This window comes from Halomonas sp. M1 (genome assembly GCF_029581375.1).
Lineage (GTDB): Bacteria > Pseudomonadota > Gammaproteobacteria > Pseudomonadales > Halomonadaceae > Vreelandella.
The window spans coordinates 3305576-3332439 of sequence record NZ_CP121119.1 but is presented as its reverse complement, the minus strand read 5'-3'; the positions used below and the strand labels follow the sequence as shown (position 1 = coordinate 3332439).

Sequence of the window (26864 nt, the reverse complement as noted above, 5' to 3'; positions counted from 1 at the left end):
CTTAGAAGTCGTAGCGAAGCGTTGCAATGGCATGGCGGCCTGGGCCAGGAATCCCTTGCGCACCGCCTTCCGCTAGCTGAGAAATATAGTCTTTATCCGTCAGGTTAAAGGCATTCACACGTAGCTGTAGTTCATCGGTAAAGCGATAAGCCGTTGACGCATGGAACACCGAATACCCATCGATGTCGACTTGGCGGCGGCGCGCGCCCGGTTCAGACGCCACGCTGTTGACCTGGCTTGCGACGTACTCCATACCGCCACCAATGCTCCACTGCGGTGTCACCTCGTAGTCAGACCACACGTTAAACGTATGGCGCGGCGTACCGCCCAAACGTGACCCAACTTCCCACGCGTTATTAGAGCTACGCACTTCAGAGTCCATGTACGTGTAGCTGGTATACAAGTCCCAACCCGGGGCTAAGCTACCCATGGCGCCAATCTCGAAGCCTTCAACGCGCTGCTTACCGTCCAGCACATCAAGTAGGTCTCCGCCGCCCTGAGCCGGCGTGCGTGCATTGTTCTTATCCGTACGGAACAATGCAGCACTCAGCAGCAGGTTATCGGCAACGTTCCACTTAGTACCCAGTTCATAGGCAATGGTCCGCTCTGGATCGGTATTGAAGGCAGACTCATCAATAATGTCTTCGCGGCCCCCTTGGGTCGCATCGCCACCACCGGCTAGCTGCACCAGCCCACGATCAAAGGTACCGGTCACATCAAATGATGTACCTACAGAGGCATACACAGTACCGTTTTCCGTTGGCTTGAAGACCAACCCTAGGTTACCGCTCCATTCGCTATCCGTTCGCGACACTGGGCCAATCGGTTCATCATAGCCAGTATCCGTGGCGGTTGATTTGACATGATCCCAGCGCACGCCGGTATGTAAGTCCCACTGAGGCGCAAGCGCCGCCACGTTCAGCGCATAAAGCCCCACCTGCTCCGACTCAAGCCGGTGACGCGTGCCATCGTAGTAAACCTCAGGCCTAACGCGACGTTCAGGATCATAGAGAGAGGTACGGGGTCCGTTTTGATCCGGACGTCGATCATTCTTGATATCCACGTAACCCACTTCAGCACCAACGACTAAGTCATGCCCAATCTGCCCCGTATCGAATGAGAACAGCAGGTCCGTCTGGTTAAAGAACGACGTGTCTGTTTGGTCACGCGGTTTTAAATCACCTTGCACCTGAGCCTGGGAAAAATCGCCGCTTCCCCAAGCCGCTTCAGGGATTTTGATTCGCGGTGACGACGTAATGGAATCATTCTCTACCCGGCTAGCGCGGAACTGGTTGCGCACGCTCAAGCCATCGTTGACATAGTGCTCAACGGCGACGCCCAGCTGGTCAACGTTGATCTTTTGATAGTCATCAACATGCCCGTAGAAACTGCTGTAATCAATCCCCGGCGGCAGCTGCCCAGTGTAGTAACCATCGCCTGCGCGCTGACCACCCGGCGTACGGCCACGATCATTTAAGCCCGAAGGGTCACCACTAAATCCTTCCCGATCAAGTGGAATCCCCTGGTCGGGAACGTTATTTTGCCGAGTATGTAAGAAATCAACGTCTACCCGCGTATCTTCTTGCAACCCCCACACGTAAGCGGCATACACGCCTTGGCGGTCATGCTCCACAACGTCGCGCCCATGGCCGTCTTGCGTGTGATGCATCAAGTTGAGACGAAACGCACTGTTATCATCTATACGACGGTTAAAGTCACCGGTTAGACGAAACAACTCATCCGTGCCCACAGAGGTTTCTATTCGGTTGCGATCTTCCATTAACGGCTGCTTGGTCACAAAGTTAATGGTGCCTCCCGCAGAACCACGGCCAGAGAACGCCGAGTTAGGGCCTTTAACCACCTCGATTTGATCGACATAGAAAGGATCGCGGAAGTAGTTACCCAGGTCGCGGCTACCGTTCACGTTAATATCGTCACGTGCGTTAAAACCGCGAATTTTAAGCTGGTCGCCACCGGGTGGATTACCTTCACCTGCTTGCAGGCTAATGCCAGAAACATTGCGCAGCGCATCGCGCAGTTCGGTAACGCTCTGGTCTTCCAGTAGGTCACTGGTCAACACCGTTACGATGCGCGGTGTTTCCAATACATCCCGCTGATACTTCACGCTATCCATAAACGTACCGCGGTAGCCTGTCACAGTGACCGTATCAAGCTCAGCTGAGGCCTCTGCGGCGGTTTGTGCGTGAGCATTAACGCCTGCTGTTGCAAGAATGCAGGCGCTAGCGGTAAGCAATGTGCGTGCATAAGAGGATGAGCGAGCGCTCACCGCACTAAAAGTGTGTGAGTTGATTGCGCTGGAAAGCGCTTTTTTCTTCGTTGTTAACATGGTGCATGCTCCCTTGTGTAAGACTTAAAAGCACCGGTAAGACGACCGTGAACTATCATCCCGATCAAAAAATGAGAATGATAATGAGAGTGAGGCGCTTTTTTATTTGGGCCATATTACCCAATAAGAACATTTTCGCAAGTGCAAACAATTATTATTTACACCAATAGCATGCTAACTAAACCGCCTATTTCAACAACTTACATGGGGATTTTGCTCACTGAGCAACGGGGCGCTGTGAGATGTACGCTCTGTCTCAATCAATTAGGAGCCTATAGCTAAAAATTATTGAAATATTTTCTCTACTTCATCACCCCATTCAAAGGCAACAAAGCGTATGCAGACAGACAAGATTGCGCTTATTAAAAGCATCGGATAGGCGGGCTGTGAAGAATAAGGGTTAGTGCATCCCAGCCCTTCTCCTTCCCAGGGGCAAGCTACTCCTATCGTCTAGGTTAACGATAATTTCTAGGCGTACTCCTGCCATCTACCTAGGAGGGTAAATACACGGTGCTTTCTCGAAGATAGCTCTACACCTCCATTGAGTTAGTTATACTTCCCTTGTAAAGCGGCATAAAAGAATACTCGACGAGCGCATTAGCTTTCGTGCTATCATTTATTAACTTTATGATTGTCAATACTATTGGTATAACCGCTCAGTGAGTAGCCCACTATTACTGTCATAAGGGTGAAGCACGTATCATTCAAAAAATTAAATTAATCTACATTAAAATTTTCTAATTTATAATTTTTATTTATGAACATCAAGCAGTGAATTGTTTAAACAACTCTAGTTTTAAAATCAACTTTCGTACTGTTCAAAATTTACGCAGGCTATTTATTCATAAAATTCATTCTCCAAGCCTCGCTAGAAAACTTCCAATAACCTTACGCCAAACCATTTCTGCTAGCGGCAGTTATTTAGGAAAATCAATGAATTGCCAGGTTTCAGACGCTAACATCTTCCATCGCCTTGCCGACGTGCTCTCTGAAGCGCATGGCGAAGCCTACTTTGAAAAAGTCGCAGCGGCGCTTGGTGCGTTGTTAGCAGTCGACCATTTAATAATTGCTCGTATTGATAAGCATCAACAGGCCACCACGCTGGCAATGTGGTCTAAAGGAAGTTTACTTAATAACGTCACGTTTTCTTTAAAAGATGTGCCTCCAAGCGCTACCAACAACACAATCAATTTAAATATCCACCCAAGCACTGCGCAACACTTCCCCCACAACCTGCTGCTCCCTACACTAAGTGTTGATGATTATTTAAGCGTACCGTTCACCCTACCCTCGGCAGCTCACTCTGAAAGAGGATCCATTGGGTTTGTAGCAGCCGCTAACGCCAGCCCCAGCGCTATTGAAGACTCTCATTACTCGGCGGAAGTACTACGCATGGCGTCGGTGAGTATCGGGGCGGAGATTACCCGGCTTGAAAAAAAGCGGCGCCAGCAGCAGCGCACGCTCTACAAAAGGCAAGCCTTAAAGCTACTTAGCCATAGCCACAAAGTGATTACCCAAGCCAGTAGTGAACAAGCATTATTAGACACAGTTTGTCAGCAGGCCGTTGAGATTGGTGGGTTTTCGATGGCTTGGATCGGCTATTCACAGCCGGGCAATAGGCATGTAATCTCCCCTCAAGCAGCCGCAGGCAAGGCACACGACCACGTAGCGACTATTGTGGCGGCGTTCGGGGAGTTTTATGCGGCTTCTCCGCATCTGGAGCACACCGAAGTAGGCTGCTGCACACCTATACAGCTTGCTGATATTGCAAACCACCCTGCTTTTAGCTCGCAAAAAGACATTGCGTTAGCCTGTCATCTACGCAGCGTCGTGTGCCTCCCCCTTGAGTGCCACGACCAATGTTATGGCGTGCTGGCACTTTATAAGCCTGATACTCAACCCTTCGACGACGATGAATTACAGCTACTTAATGCACTAGCAGGTAACGTCGCCTTTGGTATTGATACGCTACGCAGTAAAGCGGCTCAGCAACGCATTCAGCGCGCGGTATTAAAAATTACCCTGGCTGTTTCTGCACGCACAGGTGAGGAGTTTCTCGATCAGCTAACTCACCATATGGCAGATGCGCTAAGCGCAGACTTAGCGTTTATTGCTCGGCTTAATACCAGCGACCCCAATCGGGCTGATACGCTGGCAGTCGTGATTGATGGGGAGCGGCAGCCTAATTTTACCTACACTCTACCAGGTTCTCCCTGTGCAGAAGTGTTAGCTAATAGTGAGTGTATTGTGGCTGACGGTGCTGGGTCATCACTTCCCGTGGAGGGGCGTGATGCACTGTACTGGGTGCGTGCCTACGCAGGCCGACGGTTAGATAATAATGAGGGCAAGGCGATTGGGTTGTTAGGCGTAATGTACAGAGAACCGCTACACGACACCGAGTTAGTTTCCAGCGTGTTACAGATTTTCGCCTCGGGCGTTGCCGCAGAGCTGGCGCGCCAAAAAGATGAAGCACATATTCGCCAACTCGCTTTTTACGACCCAGGTACCGGCTTACCTAACCGCACTGCATTCATGCGGCGCCTGGAAAGTGGCTTTGATCATGCGGTAGAACAAGACCACGGCCTTGGCTTAATGCTGCTCGACCTTAACCACTTCAAAGAGATTAACGATACCCAAGGGCACGATGTTGGCGATAAGGTTTTAAAGGCGGTGGCGGCGGCCTTCCAGCGATCCCTTACGGGCAATGAGTATCTCGCTCGCTTGGGGGGCGATGAATTTGTGGTGCTCATCGAACCAAGCACTCAACGCTCACTTATTCACACGGCAGAGTGCTTGCTGCATGCACTGGCGGACCCTCTGGTCATCGATGGTCAGAGTTTTGAGCTAGAAGTGAGTATTGGCGTTGCGCTATACCCAGACGATGCAGAGAGTGCCCGGGAACTACTGAAGCACGCTGATATTGCCATGTACCAAGCCAAGCAGCAAAAACTACCTTATCTCTTTTTTGAAGCACAGATGGGGGTTGCACTTGCTTCGCGATTGGATATGGCAAAGCGGCTCTCTGAAGCGCTAGTCAACGGGTCATTAAGCCTTCATTATCAACCGCAAATTGACTTCAAAACCGGCCTGTTAACCGGTGCAGAAGCCCTTTGTCGCTGGTACGACCCCGTGCTGGGGTTTGTTGGCCCGAATGAGTTTATACCCTTGGCAGAAGAACGCGGCCTTATCATTCCACTGGGCAACTGGGTCATCAACGACGTTTTTCGCCAGTTGGCCGCTTGGCAGTCTGAAGGGCTCACCATGCCCGGAAAAATAGCCATCAACATTGCGTCTCGCCACTTTGAAGACCCCCGGCTTATCGACAACCTACAGCGTAAATGTATTGCCCATGGCGTCTTGCCCTCTCAAATTTGCCTTGAACTGACTGAGAGTGGCTTTATGGAAGCCCCCGAGGAAGCCGTGGCGATAACTCAAGCTCTAAAAGAGGCTGGCTACGGCCTAGCCATTGATGATTTCGGCACAGGCTACTCATCGCTGGCGTACCTAAAGCGCTTTTCAGCCGATAAGCTCAAAATTGATATGTCGTTTATTCTCGACATGCTAAACAACCATCACGACCGCACTATTGTGGAGACAATTATTGTGATGGCCCATAGCCTGGGCATGGTCACGGTTGCTGAGGGGGTGGAGTCTTGCGAGCTGGCCACAGCCCTACGTGAGATGGGCTGCCAAGAGGGACAAGGCTATTTGTACGACAAACCCCTGCCTGCTGATGAGTTTATGGCAAAATGGTTAAAATCACACTGATACAACACATAACTGGATACAGTGGTTTTTAACACGCCCTGCCCTGTAGGGCATTTATGTAGAGCATTTAAAAACAGGTCAACTCACCTATCGCGGTTACATTTTTGCAAACTGAATACCATAATCATCCGGATCGACAATGCCCTCCAGCCTACCGATTTGGCCAAAGTCGTTCATGTCTAAAATAGTATCGATATTTGTATCCCTAAAGGCCAAGTTTTTAACCACATCGACTTTCACCGGCATACCTTTATTATCAACATCCATTATCCATGCTAAAAAGCCACCTGAAAACTTTGCCAAGCTACCAATAGGATAAAGGCCATAGCACTGAATATACTCAACCAATATCGCTTTATCATAGCTACCGTGCTGTTCGTTAACTATGCGGTAGGCATCTAGAGGTGCACGGGGTTGAATTCCATTGCGTACATGGGTTAGCTTATCAACCGCCTTAATAATTGATACGAGCTTAACCAATTCTGTTAACTGCTCATCTTTTAAGCCTCGTGGGTAGCCCGTGCCATCCAGCCGCTCGTTAGCATTCATTATTACATCTTCACATATCTCACTAGGCACCCACTTTAGCGCTGTTAGCTTTTCTATCAGAACATTAACATGCTGCTTTAAAAGAAGCTTCTGACGTGCGTTCATGCTCTCTTTTAAAGAGGGTAACTCTTCGCTCACCATTAAGGGCTTACCCATGGTATGCAACAAAGCGCCTAGCACCACTTCCCTAATGCTTATTGAATAGGCGTCCCTTAATAGCATCATATCAGCGATTTGCGTGGCCACACGTATGGCGTGCCTTACCCAGTCCGGCTCATTGTGCAAAAAGGAGAGCGAATACAGCGCTGTTTTTCTATCTTGCCTGACAAAATAAAGCACCGTTTCAACACAGTCATAAAGTGTTTTTTCAGGGAAGTGTTCACGGCTTTTAATATACATCAGTGCATACTGAAGCTGATGTGCTAACTCCAAAACACCGCGTTGTATAGGTGATTGACGTTTGCGCTTTTCCAGGCTTTGCTCCTCACGACGGAGAATCGTTTTCTGTTTTGTACCGGGTAGAAAAAGATACGAATGACTGACTATTTTCTCATTAATACCTGAACGATAAGCAGCCTCGCGCTCTACCTCGGAGACCAGGTGAAAAATCTCTTCTGTCTGCTGTGGGTCTAGCGCTTCAAACTGTATACCTAGCGCGGCATAGCCATGGTGCCCAAAAGGCCGTATATGGCGCAATAACGCGTTTGCGCGAAAGTAAGTACCGTTTGGAAACTCTATGGTGACCCCGGGCAACAGGTGACCAACGGTTAGCGCATTACTATCCTCAATACTAATCTCCACTAGGCAGCCACCTACTGAAATATTGCGCAAAGAGCCATTTACTACCAAACCGTTAGTATAAATTTCAATACTCACCCCTGCGCTCATCCCTAAAATAAAGGGGATTCTGGCAGTGCCACGGTGCTCCACTAAAAAAACAGACGCAGGCAGTGTGCATTTTAACTGATAGATACCGGCATTTAGCTTTGTCGCCACTGCAGGTACATTGCTAATACTGTACGCATCACGTCTTAGTGTTCTATTCTTATCACTGGCTTCATAGGGGTGAAGGGCCTCAATGTCAAAATTAATGCACTCTTCATCTAAATAGTCCTCTATCTTATCTCCCTGTGACTCCACCTTTAACAATAGCTGTCCACTATCGAGACTTAGCCCCACTACCTCAGCCGCTAGTGTACACGGTACATTTTTAGCGTAGATGCAAAGCTCGTACTCATGCTTGATAAAGGTTTGTAACACTTTTGCGGATGGGTTTTTACTTTGGTAGAGGGTATGCATCGTTATTCCCCGTGTCGTTTTAATTATCAGTGATGGGGTATCGAATATGGAGTATCGAATATTTTAAAAATACAGGCTTTTAATAACTTAAACTAGCTAAAAAGTATTATATTAACAACAACTATTGCGTTTCCAATTGTTATCAACAACCACTTACAAAAACGCCCCCGTGCAGTTACATAGAGCACGGAGGCATTCATGTAATGTCATATGTATTCGCCTAGCTTACGCGAATACGTTTGTCCATTCGTTGCGCTTAGCCAGCAGATTGCGGGCAAGTTCCTGCGCACCTTCCAAACTATGGCTGGCGGCCCAGCCGCACTGCAGCTCATTGCAAGCGGGTACTTCAGTGGCATTCAGCACATCATTGAGCGTTTGCTCAATGATGTCGATCACTCCGTCATAATCATCGTGGTTGATCATCGCGATATAAAAGCCGGTTTGGCAGCCCATCGGGCTAATATCAACCACTTTATCCGTGTGATTGCGCGACAGCTCGGCCATTAAATGCTCCAAAGAGTGAAGCGCGGGCATGTCCATGTGCTCTTTATTAGGCTGGCAGATGCGCAGGTCGTATTTATGGATACGGTCACCGTGCTGGCCTTCTTTAATATCGGCCAAGCGGACGTAAGGCGCTTTTACCTTGGTATGATCCAGGTTAAAGCTTTCGACGTTCATTTTCTTTTCAGTCATGTTGGCTCCATTTTTTCGTGTGTGTCATGGGCGTATTCTACACTCTTGCCGCTTTTTACACCTTGGGAGCGTCAAAATTCCACGGCTCATCGGTGTAAACGCACACGTTGGCATCTTCAATATCGCCATCAGGTGATTCGACATGCTCCGCGAAAAAATCTTGGATCTCTTTACGCTGGCAGTGCGCTTCAAACTCTTCACGGCTGGCCCAAATTTCATGGAACACGATGGGGTAGCTGGTGCCCTGAGCGAAGGGGTTATCGATTTGGCGCGTGACGGTGTAGTGAATACATGCATCTTCACGATGCGTGTTTGGCTCTAGGCCCTGTAGCGCTTTAAAGACCGCTTCTTCTTTACCCGCTTTAGGCTTGAAACTGGCGATGCAGTAAATTTTTTCCGACATGCTGACATCCTAAATAATTGAACAGCCATTATTATGGGCGACCACTGGGCATATTGACAGCCGTTACGCTACAGCGTTCATGATGCTATTGAGCCGCGCTTTCGGCTACGTTGCGCAATACATTGGTCACGTTATCAAGCGGCAGATCACACTCTTCTAAGCGATGGCGCTCAGCGAGATAGCGTGGGTCGTTCCACTCGATACGAACGCCATTATCCGTTTCTCGCACGACCATTTTTTGTGGCAAATCCAATGCAACGCTACCATTGCACTGCATCATCGGGGTGCCGACATTAGGGTTACCAAAAATAAACGTGGTGGTAGCGGGCAACAAGAGTCCGTTGTCGGCAGCATTTTGCGCATGGTCGATACTTGCTACCAGCATGAGTCCTTTTTCCTCAAGTGCCGAACTTAGTTGGTCGGTCACCTGCTCGAATGAGCGCTCACTATCAACATGCTCAATTCCCGTTGATGAGGATGCGAATGCAGGTTGAGCAACGATTAATGCGGCTACGGCGGCATAGTAAGTAAAACGCATACTTTTTCCTTAGCTTAGGGAAGGTTATTTGAGCAAGCGGTCGGCGAAGCTTTCAAGGTCAGCGACGGTCATGTCAGGTTCACCGCCCCAGGGGTCAAAGGGCGCGTCAGCGTGACGTCTTATCCAGGCGCTGCGCAGCCCTGCATGAGTAGCTCCAATCACGTCAAAGGGGTTGCTGGAAATCAGCCAGGTATGCTCTGGCCGAACCTCTAGCCGGGTACGTAAATAAGCATACACGGCGGGGTCAGGCTTAAAGCGTTTTACATCATCGACGCTAACCACCGCGTCCATGTGGCTTTCTACGCCTGCCCGGGCAAGTAGTTTAGTCACCGCTTCATGAGTACCGTTAGAAAACGCGACGCAACGGATACCTGCAGCGCGCAATTGGTCAAGTGCAGGCACCACATCAGGAAACGCGGGCAACTCCGCATACACCGCCATCAAGTGGTCTTGGTCATTATCGGTAAGGCCCGTTTGCATCGCACGATCGGTGAATACCAATGCTTCACGGGTACATTCTGAAAACGGCACGTAAGCGCCCATTAGTCCTCGGCGAAAGCTGTATTCCAACTGTTTTTCCCGCCAGCGCTTGGAAAAATCGCCTGCTTTTGCAGAATCGCGCAGGCGCTTTTCAAGCTCCACCGTTACGCCCTGGGTATCAATCAACGTACCGTACACATCAAATGCTAATACCGGTTGCATAGTAACTCCCGCCCTGATGCTTGTGACTCGTTATCTCATGCATTTAGCATAGCTGTCTGTTTGAAAAACAAAAACGCCGCTGTGATATACAGCGGCGTTTGACCGGCGTTCAGCCCTATTAAACGGTAAAGGCAGCTTCTTGTTCGCCGGTTTTGAGATCGCCCGAGCGCACCAGTTCATCGGTAATACGGTCGATGGCACGTTTGGTACGGCCAATCATCTCATCAACTTCGTCACGGTTAATGGTCAGCGGCGGCGCAAAACCCAGGATATCGCCTTGTGGCATTGCACGGGCTATCAAACTTTCTTCCATTGCCGCCGCAGCGACACGGGGGCCAACTTTCAGCGCTGGGTCGAAGTGCAGCCGCTGCTTGGCATCTGGTGAGAACTCCAGCGCTGCCATCAGGCCAACACCACGCACATCGCCCAGCAAGGGGTGGCCTTCAAAGGCGGTTTTCAGCTGAGCTTGGAAGTAAGCGCCGGTTTCTGCGGCGTTACCTACGAGGTTTTCACGCTCGATAATATCCAGGTTGGCAAGTCCAGCGGCGCACCCTAAGGCGTGGCCGGAGTAGGTCCAGCCGTGGCCGATAGGGCCAAACTCGCCGGTGCCCTGCTCAAGCACTTTCCATACTTTGTCACCCACAATCACGCCGGAAAGCGGTTGGTAGGCACTGGTGAGGCCTTTGGCGATGGTGACCAAATCAGGCTTCATGTTGTAATGGTGGCTGCCAAAATCGGAACCGGTGCGTCCAAAACCACACACTACTTCGTCGGCAATCAGCAGCACATCGTACTTCGTCAGCACGGCTTGGATGGCCTCCCAATAACCTTCTGGTGGCGGCACGATACCGCCGGTACCCAGTACCGGCTCACCGATAAAGGCGGCCACGGTATCCGGGCCTTCATCCAAAATCATCGCTTCGAGCTTATCGGCACAGAGGGAGGAGAATTCCAGCTCAGTCATACCATGCTGCTCGGCGGCGCGCAGATAGTAGTGCGGCGCTTCGGTATGGCGAATGGTATCAATCGGCAGGTCAAAATGGTCGTGAAATGCTTTCAGACCGGTCAGCGAGCCAGAGGCAATGCCTGAACCGTGGTAGCCGCGCATGCGTGAAATGACCTTCTTCTTCTGCGGGCGGCCCAGCACGTTATTGTAATAACGCACAATCTTGAGCTGGGTTTCGTTGGCGTCCGAGCCGGACATGCCGTAGTAGACCTTGGACATGTTCATGCCGGCAATTTTTAGAATGCGCTCAGAAAGCTCAATTTGTGGCTCGTTGGAGTGACCCACGTAGGTGTGGTAGTAGGAGAGTTCCAGGGCTTGTTTGTAGATCGCTTCCGCAACTTCGGTGCGACCATAGCCAATATTGACGCAGTAAAGCCCCGCAAAGCCATCGATGAACTCACGGCCATCTTTATCCACAATGTTAATGCCTTTACCGCCGGTAATTACGCGGCCCGGCGCATCGCCGTGGGCAAAATCGCGCAGGTGGGTAGAAGCGTGGAACGTAACTTTGCGGTCGCGTTCAATCAGATCCTGATGCAAGCTCATAACGTTCTCTCTATACGGTAAACCTCCTCGGTTAGCGAGGAGGGTATTTTTAATAAGTAAGCACTTTTTTAGGCAATAACTGCTGCTCTGCGAGCAAAGGCCTGACTGAGCGATCCGTCGTTAGCTACCCGATACTGAGCCCAAAGCACCCAAGCAGTAATACTTCGTTTCTAGATATTCATCGATACCGGTGGCGCCGCCCTCACGGCCAAGGCCGGATTGCTTCACACCGCCAAAAGGCACCGGCGGGCCCGTCATTTTCACCGAGTTGACACTCACCATGCCGTACTCCAGCGCGCGCATCAGTTTCCAGATACGGCGAATATCGTGGGTGTAGATATAGGCCGCCAGGCCGTACTCGGTGTCGTTAGCCATTTCAATCACTTCGTCGTCGGTGCTGTAAGCAGTAATGCCTGCCACAGGGGCGAAGTTCTCTTCACGCCATACTTTCATTTTGGGGGTCACGCCTGTCAGCATAACCGGCATAAAGTAGTTCTCACCTGGCGCTTGGCTTTGGTCGCCGCCGCTCACGGTAGCGCCCTTGGAGATGGCGTCATCCACAATGGCTGCCGCTTTTTCTACCGCCTGACGATGAATGAGCGGGCCAAGGTCAATTTCACTCTGCAAGCCATTTCCCACTGTGAGGGCCAGCATGCGCTCCTTGAAATGCTCAACGAACTCATCGTGAATCGACTCATGAACCAGAATACGGTTCGCGGCAAGGCAATCCTGCCCAGCGGTTTGGAACTTGGCGTCGATGGCCGCATAGGCGGCTTGTTTGGGGTCCATATCTGGCCCAACAATAAACGGCGCGTTGCCACCCAGCTCCAGGGAAAGACGCTTGACGGTATTAGCGCTCTGCTCAATTAATAGGCGCCCTACACGCGTGGAGCCGGTGAACGACAGCGCACGAATACGCGGCTCGCTACACAAAATTTTCGAGACTTCCGCCGGGTCGCCCAGCACCACGTTGAAAATCCCGGCAGGAATACCCGCTCGCTCGGCCAACTCTGCCAGCGCCAGCGCCGAAAAGGGCGTCTCGTTGGCGGGTTTGACAATTACCGGGCAGCCAGCAGCAAGCGCGGCCGCTGCTTTGCGGGTAATCATCGCCAGCGGGAAGTTCCACGGCGTAATCATTGCAGCAATACCCACCGGCTCTTTAAGGGTGCCAAGTGAGGCGTTAGGAATGTGGCTAGGAATGGTTTCGCCATAGGTACGCTTGCCCTCTTCTGCGAACCAGCGCACAAAGCTAGCGCCATACTGAACCTCACCACGGGCGTCGGGCAGTGGCTTGCCCTGCTCTAGGGTCATGATGGTGGCAAGGTCTTCACGGTTGGCTTGAATCAGGTCGTACCAAGCGAGCAACCGCTCGCAACGCTCATCAGCGCGCAGCGCACGCCAGTGGGTAAACGCAGCCTCTGCAGCATCCACTGCGGCCGTAATCTGTTCAGCTTCCAGGAGCGGGATATGCCCAATGGCTTCGTTAGTCGCTGGGTCATATACGGCTTCTTCACGGCCACCTTCGCCATGGGTCCACTTGCCGTCTACGTAGGCGTACTGCCGGAAAAGACGCGGATCTTCCAGGCGTTTCGCGAGCGTGGTCGATAGTGTGGTCATGGGCACCTCCCCTGGCTGCAGCCACCTTGGACGACAAACCATTATAAAAATAAAGGTGAATCGCTCGACCTAACGCCGAGCTGATTCGATGTAACTAGGGTAAAGGAGAGTGGCCACGAAGTGTTTTTGAAAACGAGGAGTTATCGCTGCACTTTTTTTGTGAGACGGCGTTTTTGCGTGGTTTTTTTTGGCAGTTAGCGAATAGCACACTAGAGCATATCAGTGTCGTCAATTCCAATAGGCTCGCGCTTAACCGTTTTTGTCACAATGTAGGTGAAGTAACGCTCAATACCCGCCTCAGATACTAACCACTTATCCATCAGGCGCTGGTAGCTATCAATGGTGCGAGCTTCAAACTTGACTAAGTAATCCACCCCTCCCCCTACCGCCACACATTCAGTAACCTCTGGGGTTTGCATCACTAACGTTTCAAAGCGGGCGAAACTTTCGGCGTTGTGCTGTTTGAGTTCGATCTGCACCCACACTGGGTTACGCGGCACCAATACGTCTGCATTGATGCGCGCCGTATAGCCTTCAATCACGCCCGCCTTTTCTAGCCGTTTTACCCGCTCCCAGCAGGGGCTTACCGAGAGATTAATCGCCTCGGCAAGTTTCGATTTGGTGATGCGCCCATCTCGGGAGAGGATGTCGAGTATTTTCAGATCATAACGGTCGAGTTTCATCATGCCCGACGCTACGCCTCCAGGCGTTCAACAACATCAGCGATCACCGCAAGGGTGTCCCCCATATTGATTAACGAAGGCGCGCGGCGGGCCATTAAAATACCGTCGCGTTCCGCTTTATAGGCCACCGGGGCAGTGCCGCTACGGGTCATATCGTAGACATAGGCGATAGTTTGGCCGTTTTTCACTTCATCACCCAACGCGACCAGCAGCTCAAGCACACCGGAGTGTTGGCTCTGTACGTAGCAGCTGGCATCCGGCATATCGAGATACACCTGCCCGCCTTTGGGCATTTCCACCTCGCCTTCTACCAGGCCATAGTGAATCAAGAAGTTGCGCACACCCCGCTCAGCAATCGCAATGCTTTGCGGCGTGGAGGTACCGCCACCGCCTAGCTCGGTGGCTACAAATACTTTGCCCTGGCGTTCACAGGCCGTATCGAAGAGTTTTTCAGCGTCCAGCTCAAACATCACCATCGCGTAAGGCGCACCAAAGGCTTTGGCACCCTCAAGAGCAGACTGTTGCTGCGCTTTATCATCCAGCACATGAGAGGCGCCAAACGGCAGGATATCCAGCGTGCGGCCACCGGAGTGTAGATCGAGTACCACATCGCTCATGGGGACCAGCACGCGGGTAAAGTAGTCAGCTATTTGCGGCGTGACACTGCCATTCGGATCACCGGGAAAACTGCGGTTAAGGTTACCTTTATCCATCGGCGAGGTGCGCTTACCTGCCATGACCGCGGGCGTATTCATGCACGGAACGATAATCACCCGCCCAGTCACCTCTACTGCTTTCAGCGATGCAGAAAGCTTAAGTAACGAGGTAATCCCTTCATACTCATCGCCGTGATTGCCGCCCGTTAGTAGCGCCGTGGGGCCTTCGCCATTTTTAATCACGGTGACAGGGATCATCACCGCTCCCCAGGCCGACTCATCGGTAGAGATCGGCAGCTTTAAAAAACCGTGTTGCACCCCATCGGCATCAAAATCGACGGTGGCAGAGATAGGGCTAGGTCGCTTTTGACTCAGTTGATCGGTCATTGCATGTTCCTTTTATTTTTTACAACCCACTACTTAACAAACAGCTGGCGCGGAAAATTGGCCAGGGTTTCACAGCCGGTATCAGTAATAAGAATGCTTTCAGTGATTTCCAGACCCCAATCGTCCTCCCATAGGCCGGGCATAAAGTGAAAGGTCATGCCCGGTTTTAGGATGGTTTCATCTGAGGGACGTAGGCTCATCGTGCGCTCGCCCCAGTCGGGCGGATAAGAAATACCAATGGGGTAACCACAGCGAGCACCACCCCGGTCAAAACCGTATTTATCCATGGCCGCGCCCAGCGCCATGGCGATATCCGCCGTGCGGTTGCCAGGCTTGGCAACGGCTAAGCCATTTTCAATGCCTTCCAACAGAGCTGACTCCGCACGGATAAAATCCGCCGGCGGTGTCCCCAGAAACACCGTGCGCGACATCGGCGCGTGGTAACGCTTAAACACACCGGCAATTTCGAAAAACGTGCCTTCGCCTTTACGAAAGGGTGTGTCGTCCCAGGTAAGGTGCGGTGCGGCGGCGTCTTTGCCGGTGGGCAACATAGGCACAATGGCCGGGTAATCACCGCCAAACACTTTGCCATTTTCGTCGATAAACCCTTCGATGCCGACGCGGTAAATTTCCGATACCAGCTTGCTTTTGGGAAGGCCCGGCTCAATCACTTCCAAGATGCGCGTATGCATGCCTTCCACTATTTTGGCGGCGATACGCATGTAAGCGACTTCTTGTGGGGACTTAATTGCTCGGCACCAGTTCACCAGGGCGTTGGCATCCATAAAGCGCGCATGGGGCAGTTCGCGCAAAAGGCTTTGATACGCTTTGGCAGAAAAGTAGTAGTTGTCCATTTCCATGCCCACCACGCCGGTATGCCAGCCACGGTCAGGCATGATCGACTGAGCCAGATACTCCATGGGGTGCATATCCGGATTCTGAACATAGTAATCCGGGTAGTAGGTGATGTTATCAGGATGAATCCAACAGGTGCGCAGGGCACCGTTGGCATCCATCCGGCGGCCAAACCATACCGGCTCGCCTTCAAGGCCCACCAGCACACACTGGTGAACATAAAAGGACCACCCGTCATAGCCGGTTAGCCACGCCATGTTAGAAGGGTCGCTGACGATCAGCACATCAATGCCACGGCCAGCCATTTCTGCACGCACCTTCCACAGGCGGGTAGCATACTCTTCGCGCGTAAAAGGCAGGGAAACCTCAGTCATCGGGCAACTCGCCATCAAAGATCACTAAGAACCAGCACACTACCCATAATAGGCGCTGCGCTGGGCCACAGGATCGACCTGGCCACCGCCGCAGTAGGCCCGCCAATGTCGTCTTAAGCCGATACTAGCACTCACCCTTGGTTGCCGGTCAAAGCCTTTATTACAAAAAGTGCATACTGAACGGTGATATACGCTATACCCGCGTAGAGCAGCCTTTAGCGCTCTCCATGTTAGGCTGATAAAACACGACGATGAGCCAGAGGAAACGATATGAAAATAGTGGTGCATATTGATGATGCCGCTCAGTGGCAGGCGGCGATTGAGAAAGCGCTACCCCAGGCAACGGTGTTGACGAGCGATGCGCCCGCCGAAGCGCGTGCTAATGCCGATTACCTAGCAGTCTGGAAAGCCCCGGCGCACCTATTGCAGGAACAAGCCCAGCTTAAGGGCATTATTAACTTAGGCGCAGGAGTGGATCACCTGCTAAAAACGCCTGGCCTACCCAGCGATGTGCCGGTCGTAAAATTACGCGACGCGGGCATGGGCGAGCTAATGGCCGACTACACCCTTTACGGCGTACTGCATTTTTATCGCAGTATGGACCGCTACGCCCAGCAGCAGCCTAATGCCGAGTGGCAGCCTCACCAGGTGCCTGAGAAATCCCACTGGCCAATTGGCATCCTGGGCCTAGGGGCGATTGGAAGCCTAGTGGCCACTCACCTTTCGCAAGCAGGTTTTCCAGTACTAGGCTGGAGCCGTTCAGCAAAGCAGATTTCGGGTGTCGAGTGCTTTCACGGTGACGCAGGACTTGATGGGCTGCTTAGCCAAGTGCAGTGCGTCGTGACTATTCTGCCGGATACCGCCGAGACTCACGGCATTCTCAACGCTAAACGACTGGCAAAACTCCCCCAAGGCGCCTGTGTGATTAACCCTGGCCGGGGCAGCCTCATCGACGAGCAGGCGCTACTAGACTCACTAGGCAAAGATCGCAAGCCAGGGCATCTACGCGGTGCACTGCTGGATGTTTTCTGTGAAGAGCCACTGCCTGCCAACAACCCATTGTGGCAGCATCCGCGGGTTATCGTCACCCCCCACATGGCCGGCCCAACGCCGTTAAGCGACGCGATTGACCAAGTCATCTCGTATCTTCGCGCTTTTGAAGCAGGTGAAGAACTTGCCACTGTTAATCCTGACGCAGGCTACTGACGCTGCCCGCCGCCCTCGTTATACTGGGAACCAAGTGCTGGTCAACAACTCTTAGGACTACACTATCAATGGAGGATGAGCTTTTGCGTAACGTTTCGCTACGTTTAACTAAAAGCCAGTTAACCAGCGCTGCTATTATGTTGGCAATGTACGGCTTGGCTTTTTATAGTTCTGCCGCCGCCGATACCGCGCCTAATGCCGATACCCAGCCACTTCCCATGCCGCAGCCTTTTGAGGCTCAGTACCAGCTTGAAATTCGCGGCTGGCCAAGCGCTTCCATCACCCACACCCTCAACAACGAAGGGTTTCACTGGCTCAGCGATATGCGTTTTTCTGTGGCAGTGGCAAGGGGCCAAGAACGCAGCCGCTTTACATTAAATGATAACGAGACCCACTCACTGCTTTATAACAGCAGCTACTCGCTGTTTGGAATAGGCGATAGTTATCAGCTAGACGAAAGTGATATTAGCTCCCTTGATCGTCAGGCCGCGCTGTTCGATCTCTCACGCCGAGCCGGTCACGAGAACTGCACAGCCAATGCCCCGTGCGATATTGAATTTGTCGACCATCGCGGGCGCGACGAGCATTTTCAGTATTACGTGACTGAGCCTGGCACTGTCAGCGTTCCGGCAGGTGAATTTGAAGCGCGCCGCGTAACACTCTTCGATGTGGAGAAGCCCGACCGCCATTTACAGATTAACTTCCACCCCGAGTGGCCGGGGCTAATTCTGTCGGCACGGTATGAAAAAGAGGGGCGTAGGCAAACGCAGCTCACCATGACGCAATTTAATCCCGCCGAGGTAGATACGCCCTAAATGCTCTCAGGATTACTGATCGTTCTACTGCCCCTGGTGCTGGGTTACTTAGTCCGCATTCGCTCATCCCGCTTACTTGATCAGATAAACCGAGCCGTGAGTGGCTCGGTTTATCTGATCCTGCTGTTTATGGGCATCAGCTTGGCGGGGCTTGAAAACCTTACCAGTCAACTTTCACGCTTGGGCGGCAATGCCCTGCTGCTATTCAGCATTACCACCGCGTTTAACTTAGCGGCGCTGTGGTGGTTGTCGTGTTGTTTAAGGTTAAAAGTGGGCAACTCCCCGGTGGTAAAAAATGCCCCTACCAGCAAACTGGCCGCGATGCAGGGATCTCTGCTGCTAGTCGCAGTAGTGGTGGCAGGCGTTATAGTGGGCCTTTTACTTGGCCCCTATCTTGGTGAAGCGCTGTTTGATACAGCCGATTTACTGGCTGAATGGGTGCTCTATCTGCTGCTGGTATTGATTGGCTGTCAATTGCGTAACTCAGGCATGCCACTAAAGCAAATATTGCTCAACCGCATGGGGTTAGCCATTGCCGTGACGCTAGCGCTTAGCTCGCTGCTGGCGGGCTTGGTGGCCGCTCCGCTGCTTTCGTTGAGTTGGAACGAAGGCCTCGCCATGGCGTCAGGTTTTGGCTGGTATTCACTTTCAGCCATTTTAATTGGCGACCAGCTTGGCCCACTGATGGGCGGCGTGGCGTTTTTTAACGACCTTACCCGTGAGCTGCTGGCGTTTATCCTGATTCCACTGGTCATTCACCGCCACACCGCCCTGGCCATTGGTTATGGCGGTGCGACGTCCATGGACTTCACTCTACCCGTTATCCAACAACACGGCGGCGTGGCCTGCGTGCCCGTGGCAGTCGTCAGTGGCTTTATCCTATCGCTGCTCTCCCCGCCGCTCATCCTGTTTTTTCTTTCGCTATCCGGTTAGTAACCATGAGCGTGTATTGGTTAGGATAAGCAGCTCTGACAGTTTAAATCGCCATCGCTTCAATGCCCAGGATGCCCGCGCCTCATGCTAAATGGAATTTGGTTAAGCTTTTTTATTGCTGCTTTTGCAGCATCTGTTTGGCAGTGGTTAGTGGGTGGCGACAGCGAAGTATTTGCGCGTCTTGTGCAGTCGTTGTTCGATATGGCGCGGGTGAGCGTTGATATCATTTTGGTGCTGCTGGGTACCATGACGCTGTGGCTGGGGTTTCTTTCTATTGCTGAAAAAGCAGGGCTGATTCGCCTTCTTGGGCGTGTGCTTGACCCGTTATTTTGCCGCCTAATGCCCGACGTACCCCGTGGCCACCCTGCGATGGGGCTGATTAGTATGAATTTTGCGGCTAACATCCTGGGCTTGGATAATGCAGCGACCCCCATTGGTATTAAGGCCATGCACTCGCTGCAAAGCCTTAACCCCAGTCAAGAGACCGCCAGTAACGCGCAAATTCTATTTTTGGTACTGAACACCTCATCGCTCACGCTGCTGCCGGTTACTATTTTTATGTACCGCGCTCAACAGGGCGCAGCCGAGCCAACACTGGTGTTTTTACCTATTTTGCTGGCCACCAGCGCCTCTAGCCTAGCGGGGCTTCTGGCGGTGGCGTTAATGCAACGCTTAAAGCTTTGGCAACCTGTTGTGCTTGCCTACTTACTCGCCGCTGCACTTGCCTTGGGGCTTTTAATTACCACGCTAGCGGGCATGTCAGCACAGGCGTTAGCCGCAGCTTCCACCCTCGTGGGCAACCTCACACTTTTCAGCATTGTGATTATGTTCTTAGTGGTGGGTGCGCTACGGGGCGTGAAGGTGTATGACGCTTTTATTGAAGGCGCAAAAGAGGGCGTCAGCTTTACCGTCACCCTGCTGCCGTACCTAATCGCCATGTTGGTGGCGGTAGGTGTGCTGCGCGCCAGCGGCGTACTAGATGCCGGGCTAAGCGGCGTGCGCTGGCTGGTAGAAGGGGTTGGCTGGGACACCCGCTTTGTGGATGCGCTGCCCACTGCCTTTGTGAAACCGCTTTCCGGCAGCGGCGCCCGCGCCATGATGATTGAAACCATGGACACCTTCGGCGTCGACAGTTTTGCAGGGCTACTGGCCGCCACCCTGCAGGGCAGCACTGAAACCACGTTTTACGTTATCGCCGTCTATTTCGGCGCCGTTGGAATTCGCCGTATTCGTCACGGCTTAGGCTGCGCCCTGGTGGCCGATGCCGCTGGTATTTTTACGGCCATTGCAGTCTGCTACTGGTTTTTTGGCTAGGCAGCTTAGCGCCAACTAAGCCACTGAATAACTTTTCTATAACAATATATTGAGTAACTACCTATGCACCACCAACATGCGGCGCTTCATAACGAGCTCCACGCCCGCCCTCCTATCTATTTTGAAGGCCCAGCTTGCCTACATCACTTCGCCTTTGTACTTGAGGGCGATGACGTTGATGCGATGCTTATTCGTCTCGCGGATGCAACAGGCACCACGGTTTCCCCAGATCAAGTGCAACAGATTGTCAGCTACCAAGAGTGCTCCGTGAAATGGGAGCGGCACACTGAGTTTTTTACGCTGACCATCAAGCAGGCAAACAGTGACGACCCGCAAACATGGCCAACGCCTCCCGAGTTTTTACATAGCGTTTTGGCAGACTACACTGATCAAATTATCAGCGCCAGCACACTACGCGTAGAAACCGCCAACCGCTGGGCAGGCAGTGTTGAGGCCTACGGTTTAGATAAACCCGCCGGCTCGCGGATAGGGGGTGACGATGCCACTGTATGGAGCGATTTCAACCTCGATGATCGGCACATCAACCGCTTTTTACTGGTCAACGACCGTCTGGACAACTACCGACTAGGACGAATGGCGAGACGGCTATTTGATATTGAAACCTACCGTATGATGGCGATGCTTGCGCTGCCTGAAGCCAAAGCATTGAGTAGCGACCTTCAATACTATGAGGCCGAACTATCTACGCTCTCTAACCAACACGCCGAGCAACACACGTCGCCAGCGGAGCCATTGCTAAGCGCTCTAACGCTCCTTTCGGCAAAGCTTGAGCGCTGTGGCGTACAAACCCGCCAGCGGTTCAGCGCAACAGAGGCTTACTCCAGCATTGTGTTTGCTCGTATCAGTGAGCTGCGCGAAGAACGGATCGGCCATTATCCTCAACTTGGCATGTTTATATTGCGCCGCTTTGAGCCTGCCACCCGCTATTGCGACGCCATGAACCGCCGCGTTGAAACCCTTGCCACCAGTGCCACACGACTTAATGACCTGTTACGCACACGCTCTCAGGTAGAAATCGAAGGGCAAAACTACAAAATCTTGCAAAGCCTAGATGCTCGCGCCAGCAGTCAGCTTAAAATACAGAAAGCGGTTGAAGGGCTTTCGATCATAGTGATCAGCTACTACATCTTCAGCTTAATGAAGTTAGGGCTAGAAAGTTTAAGTGCGCTAGGAATCGATATCGAACCTAACGTTGCCGCCACCGTGCTGATCCCGCTGGGCACGCTTATTATCGCTACGCTTACCTGGCGAGTTTGGAAAGTAAAAAAGCACTGACCACGCTTAATATGAGTCACGCGCCTAAACCACAGTATTATCGACAAGCACGTTATGCGTTTCGGTAGTTATTTTGCTTTACTTTAAACTAAGTTATGTCTTGGCAGCCTTTATGGCTGCCATACTCATTTGAGGGCCTTTGTTTTATTCATTGGTTAACCAAGCCTATAAGGAGACGCTTTAGGCTATCTATCTTTAAACGCCTATTACACCGGATTAGTAGGCGACATCATGGATGATGGGAGAAGTAATGCTAAGTAAAGGCAGCATATTTATTGTACTCGCCGCTTTTTTTTGGGGGGTATCAGGGGGAATTGCAGGCATTCTTTTAGACGATGGGTGGGATGCCTCTGTTGTTACATTTTACCGTGGGGCTGTCGGCCTTCTCTTCGCGATACTCTGGCTACTACTTCAGCGAAAGCACAGCGGCCTGAGAAACAAGCAGCTTTGGTTTTGGTCGGTTATCGCTGGTCTTGGCGTAGCAGGCAATTTCACTTTCTACTTCATCAGTATTGACCACGGTAACGTGGCGGTTGCCGCTACCTTGATGTATTGCGCGCCAATCTTCGTTTACCTGATCTCCTTTGCACTAAAGCTCGAAAGGTCGACGGTTGGAAAGTGGGTGGCGATCGCTCTAGTAATGCTGGGCATCACTATGCTGACCAAGCTTTATGAGATTGGCACTAGCGAACTACCGCTATTTGGGGTCGGTGCTGGGCTACTGGCAGGGCTCTCCTATGCCATATTCATTTTTGGTTTTAAATATGCCGCTCCCCATGGCAGCCCTCAAGCGATACTTTCTATTGCCTTTGCCGTCCTGACTATCGTTCTACTCGTGCCAACCGATATCAATCAAGCTATCAGCGTGTTGAGCACACCCGATATACCGCTGTTTTTGGCGCTGGGTATTTTCGGCGCGGGCCTTTCCTTTCTACTCTATATCCTAGGCATCAACCATACGTCTGCTGCTCTCGCCTCCATGATTGCCATGGTTGAACCCATCACGGCAACCCTGTTCGGCGTCGTGATACTGAGCGAACAGCTAGGCGTTGTGCAAATGGTTGGCATGGCGTTAATACTCGCGACCGTAACAAAACTCAGCGTCTCTTCAAGCAAATAGCAAAACGGTGCGCGTCTTGTAAGGCGACGCACCGTTGATCGCTAGATGGCGCTGATTACGATAAAGCCAACGGGTTAGCTATTCGCCTTTGCCGCCCGAGCCGCATGAAGCTTTTTATAGCTTTCGATCAGGCGCTGGTGGCGCTCTAGGCCTTCTAACTGCATATTCGTTGGCGTTAGGCCGTGGAAGCGAACCTCGCCACTGACTGAGCCCACCACCGCCGCCATGGTGGCCTCGCCAAACATGCGCTGGAAATTGGGCAGGTAGTCTTTAAGCTCCAGCTCGTCATCCAGCGCAATTTCCAGCACCGCGTTCACCGCTTGATAGAACAAGCCGCGCTCCACGGTGTTGTCGTTGTACTGCAGGAACATCTGCACGCAGTCCAACGCCTCTTCATGGCGCTGCAGTGCCAGGTAAACCAGCAGCTTCAACTCTAGAATCGTCAACTGCCCCCACACGGTGTTCTCATCAAACTCGATACCAATCAGCGTGATGATATCGGCGTGGTCATCCATTTGGCTCTCTTCCAGCCGTTCCACCAAGTCGGTGAGCTGATCATCATCCAGTCGATGCAGGTTGAGAATATCTTCGCGGTAATCCAGCGCCTTATTGGTGTTATCCCAAATCAAATCTTCAATGGGGTACACCTCGGAGTAGCCCGGCACCAAAATACGGCAGACCGGCGCGCCCAGGTCTTCGTGTACCGCCATATACACTTCCGCATCTAGCTCTGCAAAAATACCGAACAGCGTCTCGGCTTCTTCCTCGTTGGTGCCGGAGAAGTCCCACTCGCTAAACTCAAAATCAGGCGTAGCGCTAAAGAAGCGCCAGGACACCACGCCGAAAGAGTCGATAAAGTGCTCAACAAAGTTGTTGGGCTCGGACACGGTTTGGGAGTTAAACGTCGGCAACGGCAGGTCATTCAAGCCTTCAAAGCTGCGGCCTTGGAGCAGCTCGGTCAGGCTGCGCTCTAGGGCTATTTCAAAGCTCGGGTGGGCACCAAAAGAGGCAAACACGCCACCGGTACGTGGATTCATCAGCGTCACGCACATCACTGGGAACTGACCGCCCATGGAGGCGTCTTTCACCAGCACTGGGAAGCCTTGAGCCTCCAAGGCGTTAATGCCCTCCAAGATGTCTGGGTACTTGGCAAGCACCTCCTGGGGCACGTCGGGCAGGGTTAGCTCCTGCTCAAGGATTTCCCGCTTTACCGCCCGCTCAAAAATTTCCGACAGGCACTGCACCTGGGCTTCTACCAGCGTATTACCGGCGCTCATGCCATTGCTTAAATAAAGGTTTTCGATGAGATTCGAGGGGAAGTAGACCGTTTCACCATCGGATTGGCGCACAAACGGCAGCGATACAATGCCTCGGTCTTCGCGGCCGGAGTTAGTATCAATCAGGTGCGACCCGCATAGTTCACCTTCCGGGTTGTAGATAGCCAGGCAGTGCTCATCGAGGATTTCTTTGGGCAGCTCATCGTTAGGCCCCGGCTGGAACCACTTTTCATTGGGGTAGTGAACAAAATCACTGCCCGCAATCTCTTCACCAAAGAACTGGTCGTTATAGAAGAAGTTGCAGCTCAGGCGCTCGATAAACTCACCCAGGGCCGAGCACAGCGCGCTCTCTTTGGTGGCGCCTTTACCGTTGGTAAAGCACATGGGCGAAGCGGCATCACGAATATGCAGCGACCAGACGTGGGGCACAATATTACGCCAGGAAGCGATCTCGATTTTCATGCCTAGCTCGGCCAGCATCGCACTCATATTGGCGATGGTCTGTTCTAGCGGCAGGTCTTTACCCGGAATGTAGGTAGTACTGCCTTCCGGGGCGCCCATTAACAGTGCCTGGGCATCCTCATCGATGTTTTCGACTGGTTCGATCTGGAACTCGGGGCCGGTTTGTACCACTTTCTTAACGGTGCAGCGGTCAATGGAGCGCAAAATGCCCTGGCGATCTTTTTCAGAGATATCTTCCGGCAGCTCGACCTGGATTTTGAAAATCTGCTTATAGCGATCTTCCGGGTCGACGATATTGTTCTGGGAAAGGCGGATGTTCTCGGTGGGGATATCCCGGGCGTTGCAGTACACCTTTACAAAGTAGGCGGCACACATGGCAGAAGACGCCAGGAAGTAGTCAAACGGGCCAGGGGCAGAGCCGTCGCCTTTGTAGCGAATCGGCTGGTCAGAAATCACCGTGAAGTCGTCGAACTTGGCCTCTAGGCGGAGGTTATCGAGATAGTTAACTTTAATTTCCATGAGCGGGCGTCCGGAGCAATGAGTGTGCCTTGGCATTTAAAATAAGGCGCCAGGCGAATTGCGGCCCATTATCCAGTTTTTCACCCGCTTCGTCTTGGTCAACGTTACCCGTTTAACGACTTTACCAGCACCTTGGATTTTCGTGCGTGGTTATAGGTTTCGCGTTTTAACGGCGGCAGGTCATCTAGGTTAGCCGTGCGAAAGCCGCGCTCCACAAACCAGTGGGCAGTATGGGTTGTGAGCACAAATATTTCTGCCAGTCCACGCTGGCGGGCACGGCGCTCTAATGCCTCGACTAAGCGCTCGCCCCGCTCGCCGCCCCGGTAGTTACCATGTACCGCTACGCAGGCCATTTCGCCCACGGTGGTACCGGGGAAAACATGCAGCGCGGCGCAACCAATCACCATGCCGTCCCGCTCGATCACCATGTAATCATCTATTTCATGCTCAAGCCGCTCCCGGGAGCGGGCCACCAGCATGCCGCGACGCTCTAACGGTTCTAGCAATTCAAGCAGGCCCGCTACGTCGTTAAGCGTGGCTGGGCGAAGCTGCTCGTAGCGGTGTTGGGTGATCATGGTGCCCACCCCGTCACGGGTGAACAGCTCCCCCAATAGCGCATCGTGATTACGCCAGGAAAGTAAGTGGGTGCGAGCTACACCTTCCCGGGCAGCGGTACAGGCCGCGTTTAAGTGGCGTGCCAACTCGCTGCCCGGCAACGCATGCTGCAGGCGAGGCTCGGCTTCTGAGGGGGAGAGCTGGCGCAGCAACGCGCCCTGCTCGTCTTCTAGCCCTTCAGATTCACCCAGTAAAATCAGCTTATCTGCCTTTAGGGCAACGGCGGCATGCTGGGCCACATCCGAGGCATCTAAATCAAACACTTCGCCGGTACTGGAGAAGCCCAACGGTGGTAGCAACACCAGCGAGCCTTTTTCAAGCAGTCCTTCAATGGCGCTGGCCCGCACCCGGCGTACTTCGCCACTGTGGTCAAAGTCGACCCCTTCACGCACGCCCAGTGGCTTGGCAGTCACAAGGTTGCCGGAAATCACGCTAAGCTCCACGCCGTGCAGCGGCGTGCTGGGCAGGCCAAGTGACAGCCGCGCTTCCAGCCATAGCCGCTGGTGGGCGGCCACCTGCTCGACATGGGCCATTACCGCGCGGTCGGCTACCCAGCGGCCATCGACACGGGTTGGCTCAACACCGGCAGCGAGGAGTGACTCATGCACCTGGGGGCGTATACCAAACACCACCACTAACCGCACGCCCAGGGTATGCAGTAACGCCAAATCCTGGATCAGCTGCTCCCCTCGGCCAGACGCCATGGCTTCGCCCTCAATTAAGATGACAAAGGTTCGCCCCCGGTGCGCATTAATATAGGGGGAGGCATTGCGAAACCAATCAACAAAGGGGAAACGTGTGTCCAAGGGCCGCTCTCCGGCAGCAGGTGAAAGAAAAATAACCGCACTTACTTTAACAGAGCACAAAAAACAGCGGCACCTTCT

Annotated in this window: 20 protein-coding genes; 7 read left to right on the top strand and 13 right to left on the bottom strand. The window is 52.5% G+C overall.

The genetic code is table 11. The features are described 5' to 3' along the window. Position 1: 1 nt before the first annotated feature. The gene (locus P8S54_RS15265; RefSeq protein ID WP_281442416.1) at positions 2 to 2347 is read right to left on the bottom strand and encodes a TonB-dependent siderophore receptor; all 2346 of its coding nucleotides are present in this window, start codon (positions 2345 to 2347) and stop codon (positions 2 to 4) included. 933 nt (positions 2348 to 3280) lie between these two features. On the opposite strand from P8S54_RS15265, the gene P8S54_RS15260 reads away from it, so the two are divergent. After that, positions 3281 to 6115: an EAL domain-containing protein gene (locus tag P8S54_RS15260; protein WP_281442415.1), complete on the top strand. Its 2835-nt coding sequence runs from the start codon at positions 3281 to 3283 to the stop codon at positions 6113 to 6115. A gap of 96 nt (positions 6116 to 6211) precedes the next feature. Here the strand turns inward: P8S54_RS15260 and P8S54_RS15255 are convergent, their stop codons facing one another. From P8S54_RS15255 to doeA, 10 genes are all read right to left on the bottom strand, one after another. Continuing rightward, complete coding sequence (locus tag P8S54_RS15255) at positions 6212 to 7963, bottom strand: HD domain-containing phosphohydrolase (RefSeq protein ID WP_281442414.1); 1752 nt, start codon at positions 7961 to 7963, stop codon at positions 6212 to 6214. A gap of 225 nt (positions 7964 to 8188) precedes the next feature. Beyond that, complete coding sequence (locus P8S54_RS15250) at positions 8189 to 8656, bottom strand: S-ribosylhomocysteine lyase (RefSeq protein ID WP_009096636.1); 468 nt, start codon at positions 8654 to 8656, stop codon at positions 8189 to 8191. Between the two features lie 55 nt (positions 8657 to 8711). Further along, complete coding sequence (locus P8S54_RS15245; RefSeq protein WP_281442413.1) at positions 8712 to 9059, bottom strand: antibiotic biosynthesis monooxygenase; 348 nt, start codon at positions 9057 to 9059, stop codon at positions 8712 to 8714. A gap of 85 nt (positions 9060 to 9144) precedes the next feature. Further along, positions 9145 to 9597 carry a DUF302 domain-containing protein gene (locus P8S54_RS15240; RefSeq protein ID WP_281442412.1) on the bottom strand — a complete coding sequence of 151 codons (453 nt, stop codon included), beginning with the start codon at positions 9595 to 9597 and terminating at the stop codon, positions 9145 to 9147. A 24-nt stretch (positions 9598 to 9621) separates the two neighbouring features. Next, complete coding sequence (locus P8S54_RS15235) at positions 9622 to 10299, bottom strand: haloacid dehalogenase type II (protein WP_281442411.1); 678 nt, start codon at positions 10297 to 10299, stop codon at positions 9622 to 9624. Between the two features lie 118 nt (positions 10300 to 10417). Then, positions 10418 to 11851, bottom strand: coding sequence for an aspartate aminotransferase family protein (locus tag P8S54_RS15230; RefSeq protein ID WP_281442410.1), 1434 nt, complete (start codon positions 11849 to 11851; stop codon positions 10418 to 10420). A 120-nt stretch (positions 11852 to 11971) separates the two neighbouring features. Continuing rightward, positions 11972 to 13468, bottom strand: coding sequence for an NAD-dependent succinate-semialdehyde dehydrogenase (locus tag P8S54_RS15225; protein ID WP_281442409.1), 1497 nt, complete (start codon positions 13466 to 13468; stop codon positions 11972 to 11974). A gap of 209 nt (positions 13469 to 13677) precedes the next feature. Further along, positions 13678 to 14154: an Lrp/AsnC family transcriptional regulator gene (locus tag P8S54_RS15220; protein WP_009096641.1), complete on the bottom strand. Its 477-nt coding sequence runs from the start codon at positions 14152 to 14154 to the stop codon at positions 13678 to 13680. An 8-nt stretch (positions 14155 to 14162) separates the two neighbouring features. Next, entirely contained in the window at positions 14163 to 15194 is a 1032-nt protein-coding gene (gene doeB / locus P8S54_RS15215; protein WP_281442408.1) for a N(2)-acetyl-L-2,4-diaminobutanoate deacetylase DoeB, read from the bottom strand. Between the two features lie 29 nt (positions 15195 to 15223). Further along, complete coding sequence (doeA, locus tag P8S54_RS15210) at positions 15224 to 16423, bottom strand: ectoine hydrolase DoeA (protein WP_281442407.1); 1200 nt, start codon at positions 16421 to 16423, stop codon at positions 15224 to 15226. Positions 16424 to 16693: 270 nt separating this feature from the next. Between doeA and P8S54_RS15205 the strand changes: the two genes are divergently transcribed. The 6 genes from P8S54_RS15205 to P8S54_RS15180 all read left to right on the top strand — a co-directional run bounded on the left by P8S54_RS15205 (position 16694) and on the right by P8S54_RS15180 (position 23107). Beyond that, entirely contained in the window at positions 16694 to 17629 is a 936-nt protein-coding gene (locus P8S54_RS15205; RefSeq protein WP_281442406.1) for a glyoxylate/hydroxypyruvate reductase A, read from the top strand. A 68-nt stretch (positions 17630 to 17697) separates the two neighbouring features. Next, positions 17698 to 18444 carry a hypothetical protein gene (locus P8S54_RS15200; protein ID WP_009096645.1) on the top strand — a complete coding sequence of 249 codons (747 nt, stop codon included), beginning with the start codon at positions 17698 to 17700 and terminating at the stop codon, positions 18442 to 18444. After that, positions 18445 to 19377, top strand: a complete 933-nt coding sequence (locus P8S54_RS15195; RefSeq protein WP_281442405.1) for a lysine exporter LysO family protein — start codon at positions 18445 to 18447, stop codon at positions 19375 to 19377. Between the two features lie 84 nt (positions 19378 to 19461). Continuing rightward, complete coding sequence (locus P8S54_RS15190; RefSeq protein ID WP_281442404.1) at positions 19462 to 20691, top strand: spore maturation protein; 1230 nt, start codon at positions 19462 to 19464, stop codon at positions 20689 to 20691. A 63-nt stretch (positions 20692 to 20754) separates the two neighbouring features. Continuing rightward, the gene (locus P8S54_RS15185) at positions 20755 to 21987 is read left to right on the top strand and encodes a DUF3422 domain-containing protein (protein WP_281442403.1); all 1233 of its coding nucleotides are present in this window, start codon (positions 20755 to 20757) and stop codon (positions 21985 to 21987) included. A 250-nt stretch (positions 21988 to 22237) separates the two neighbouring features. Beyond that, the gene (locus P8S54_RS15180; RefSeq protein WP_281442402.1) at positions 22238 to 23107 is read left to right on the top strand and encodes a DMT family transporter; all 870 of its coding nucleotides are present in this window, start codon (positions 22238 to 22240) and stop codon (positions 23105 to 23107) included. Between the two features lie 74 nt (positions 23108 to 23181). On the opposite strand, the gene P8S54_RS15175 is transcribed toward P8S54_RS15180, so the two are convergent. Both P8S54_RS15175 and argA read right to left on the bottom strand, forming a co-directional pair. Continuing rightward, complete coding sequence (locus P8S54_RS15175) at positions 23182 to 25365, bottom strand: OsmC domain/YcaO domain-containing protein (protein ID WP_281442401.1); 2184 nt, start codon at positions 25363 to 25365, stop codon at positions 23182 to 23184. A gap of 104 nt (positions 25366 to 25469) precedes the next feature. Continuing rightward, positions 25470 to 26786 carry an amino-acid N-acetyltransferase gene (gene argA, locus P8S54_RS15170; RefSeq protein ID WP_281442400.1) on the bottom strand — a complete coding sequence of 439 codons (1317 nt, stop codon included), beginning with the start codon at positions 26784 to 26786 and terminating at the stop codon, positions 25470 to 25472. Positions 26787 to 26864: the final 78 nt, after the last annotated feature.

Coding starts and splice junctions, on each gene's coding strand:
- P8S54_RS15265 (WP_281442416.1), bottom strand. CDS start 2,347: ATGTTAACAACGAAGAAAAAAGCGCTTTCCAGCGCAATCAACTCACAC.
- P8S54_RS15260 (WP_281442415.1), top strand. CDS start 3,281: ATGAATTGCCAGGTTTCAGACGCTAACATCTTCCATCGCCTTGCCGAC.
- P8S54_RS15255 (WP_281442414.1), bottom strand. CDS start 7,963: ATGCATACCCTCTACCAAAGTAAAAACCCATCCGCAAAAGTGTTACAA.
- P8S54_RS15250 (WP_009096636.1), bottom strand. CDS start 8,656: ATGACTGAAAAGAAAATGAACGTCGAAAGCTTTAACCTGGATCATACC.
- P8S54_RS15245 (WP_281442413.1), bottom strand. CDS start 9,059: ATGTCGGAAAAAATTTACTGCATCGCCAGTTTCAAGCCTAAAGCGGGT.
- P8S54_RS15240 (WP_281442412.1), bottom strand. CDS start 9,597: ATGCGTTTTACTTACTATGCCGCCGTAGCCGCATTAATCGTTGCTCAA.
- P8S54_RS15235 (WP_281442411.1), bottom strand. CDS start 10,299: ATGCAACCGGTATTAGCATTTGATGTGTACGGTACGTTGATTGATACC.
- P8S54_RS15230 (WP_281442410.1), bottom strand. CDS start 11,851: ATGAGCTTGCATCAGGATCTGATTGAACGCGACCGCAAAGTTACGTTC.
- P8S54_RS15225 (WP_281442409.1), bottom strand. CDS start 13,468: ATGACCACACTATCGACCACGCTCGCGAAACGCCTGGAAGATCCGCGT.
- P8S54_RS15220 (WP_009096641.1), bottom strand. CDS start 14,154: ATGATGAAACTCGACCGTTATGATCTGAAAATACTCGACATCCTCTCC.
- doeB (WP_281442408.1), bottom strand. CDS start 15,194: ATGACCGATCAACTGAGTCAAAAGCGACCTAGCCCTATCTCTGCCACC.
- doeA (WP_281442407.1), bottom strand. CDS start 16,423: ATGACTGAGGTTTCCCTGCCTTTTACGCGCGAAGAGTATGCTACCCGC.
- P8S54_RS15205 (WP_281442406.1), top strand. CDS start 16,694: ATGAAAATAGTGGTGCATATTGATGATGCCGCTCAGTGGCAGGCGGCG.
- P8S54_RS15200 (WP_009096645.1), top strand. CDS start 17,698: ATGGAGGATGAGCTTTTGCGTAACGTTTCGCTACGTTTAACTAAAAGC.
- P8S54_RS15195 (WP_281442405.1), top strand. CDS start 18,445: ATGCTCTCAGGATTACTGATCGTTCTACTGCCCCTGGTGCTGGGTTAC.
- P8S54_RS15190 (WP_281442404.1), top strand. CDS start 19,462: ATGCTAAATGGAATTTGGTTAAGCTTTTTTATTGCTGCTTTTGCAGCA.
- P8S54_RS15185 (WP_281442403.1), top strand. CDS start 20,755: ATGCACCACCAACATGCGGCGCTTCATAACGAGCTCCACGCCCGCCCT.
- P8S54_RS15180 (WP_281442402.1), top strand. CDS start 22,238: ATGCTAAGTAAAGGCAGCATATTTATTGTACTCGCCGCTTTTTTTTGG.
- P8S54_RS15175 (WP_281442401.1), bottom strand. CDS start 25,365: ATGGAAATTAAAGTTAACTATCTCGATAACCTCCGCCTAGAGGCCAAG.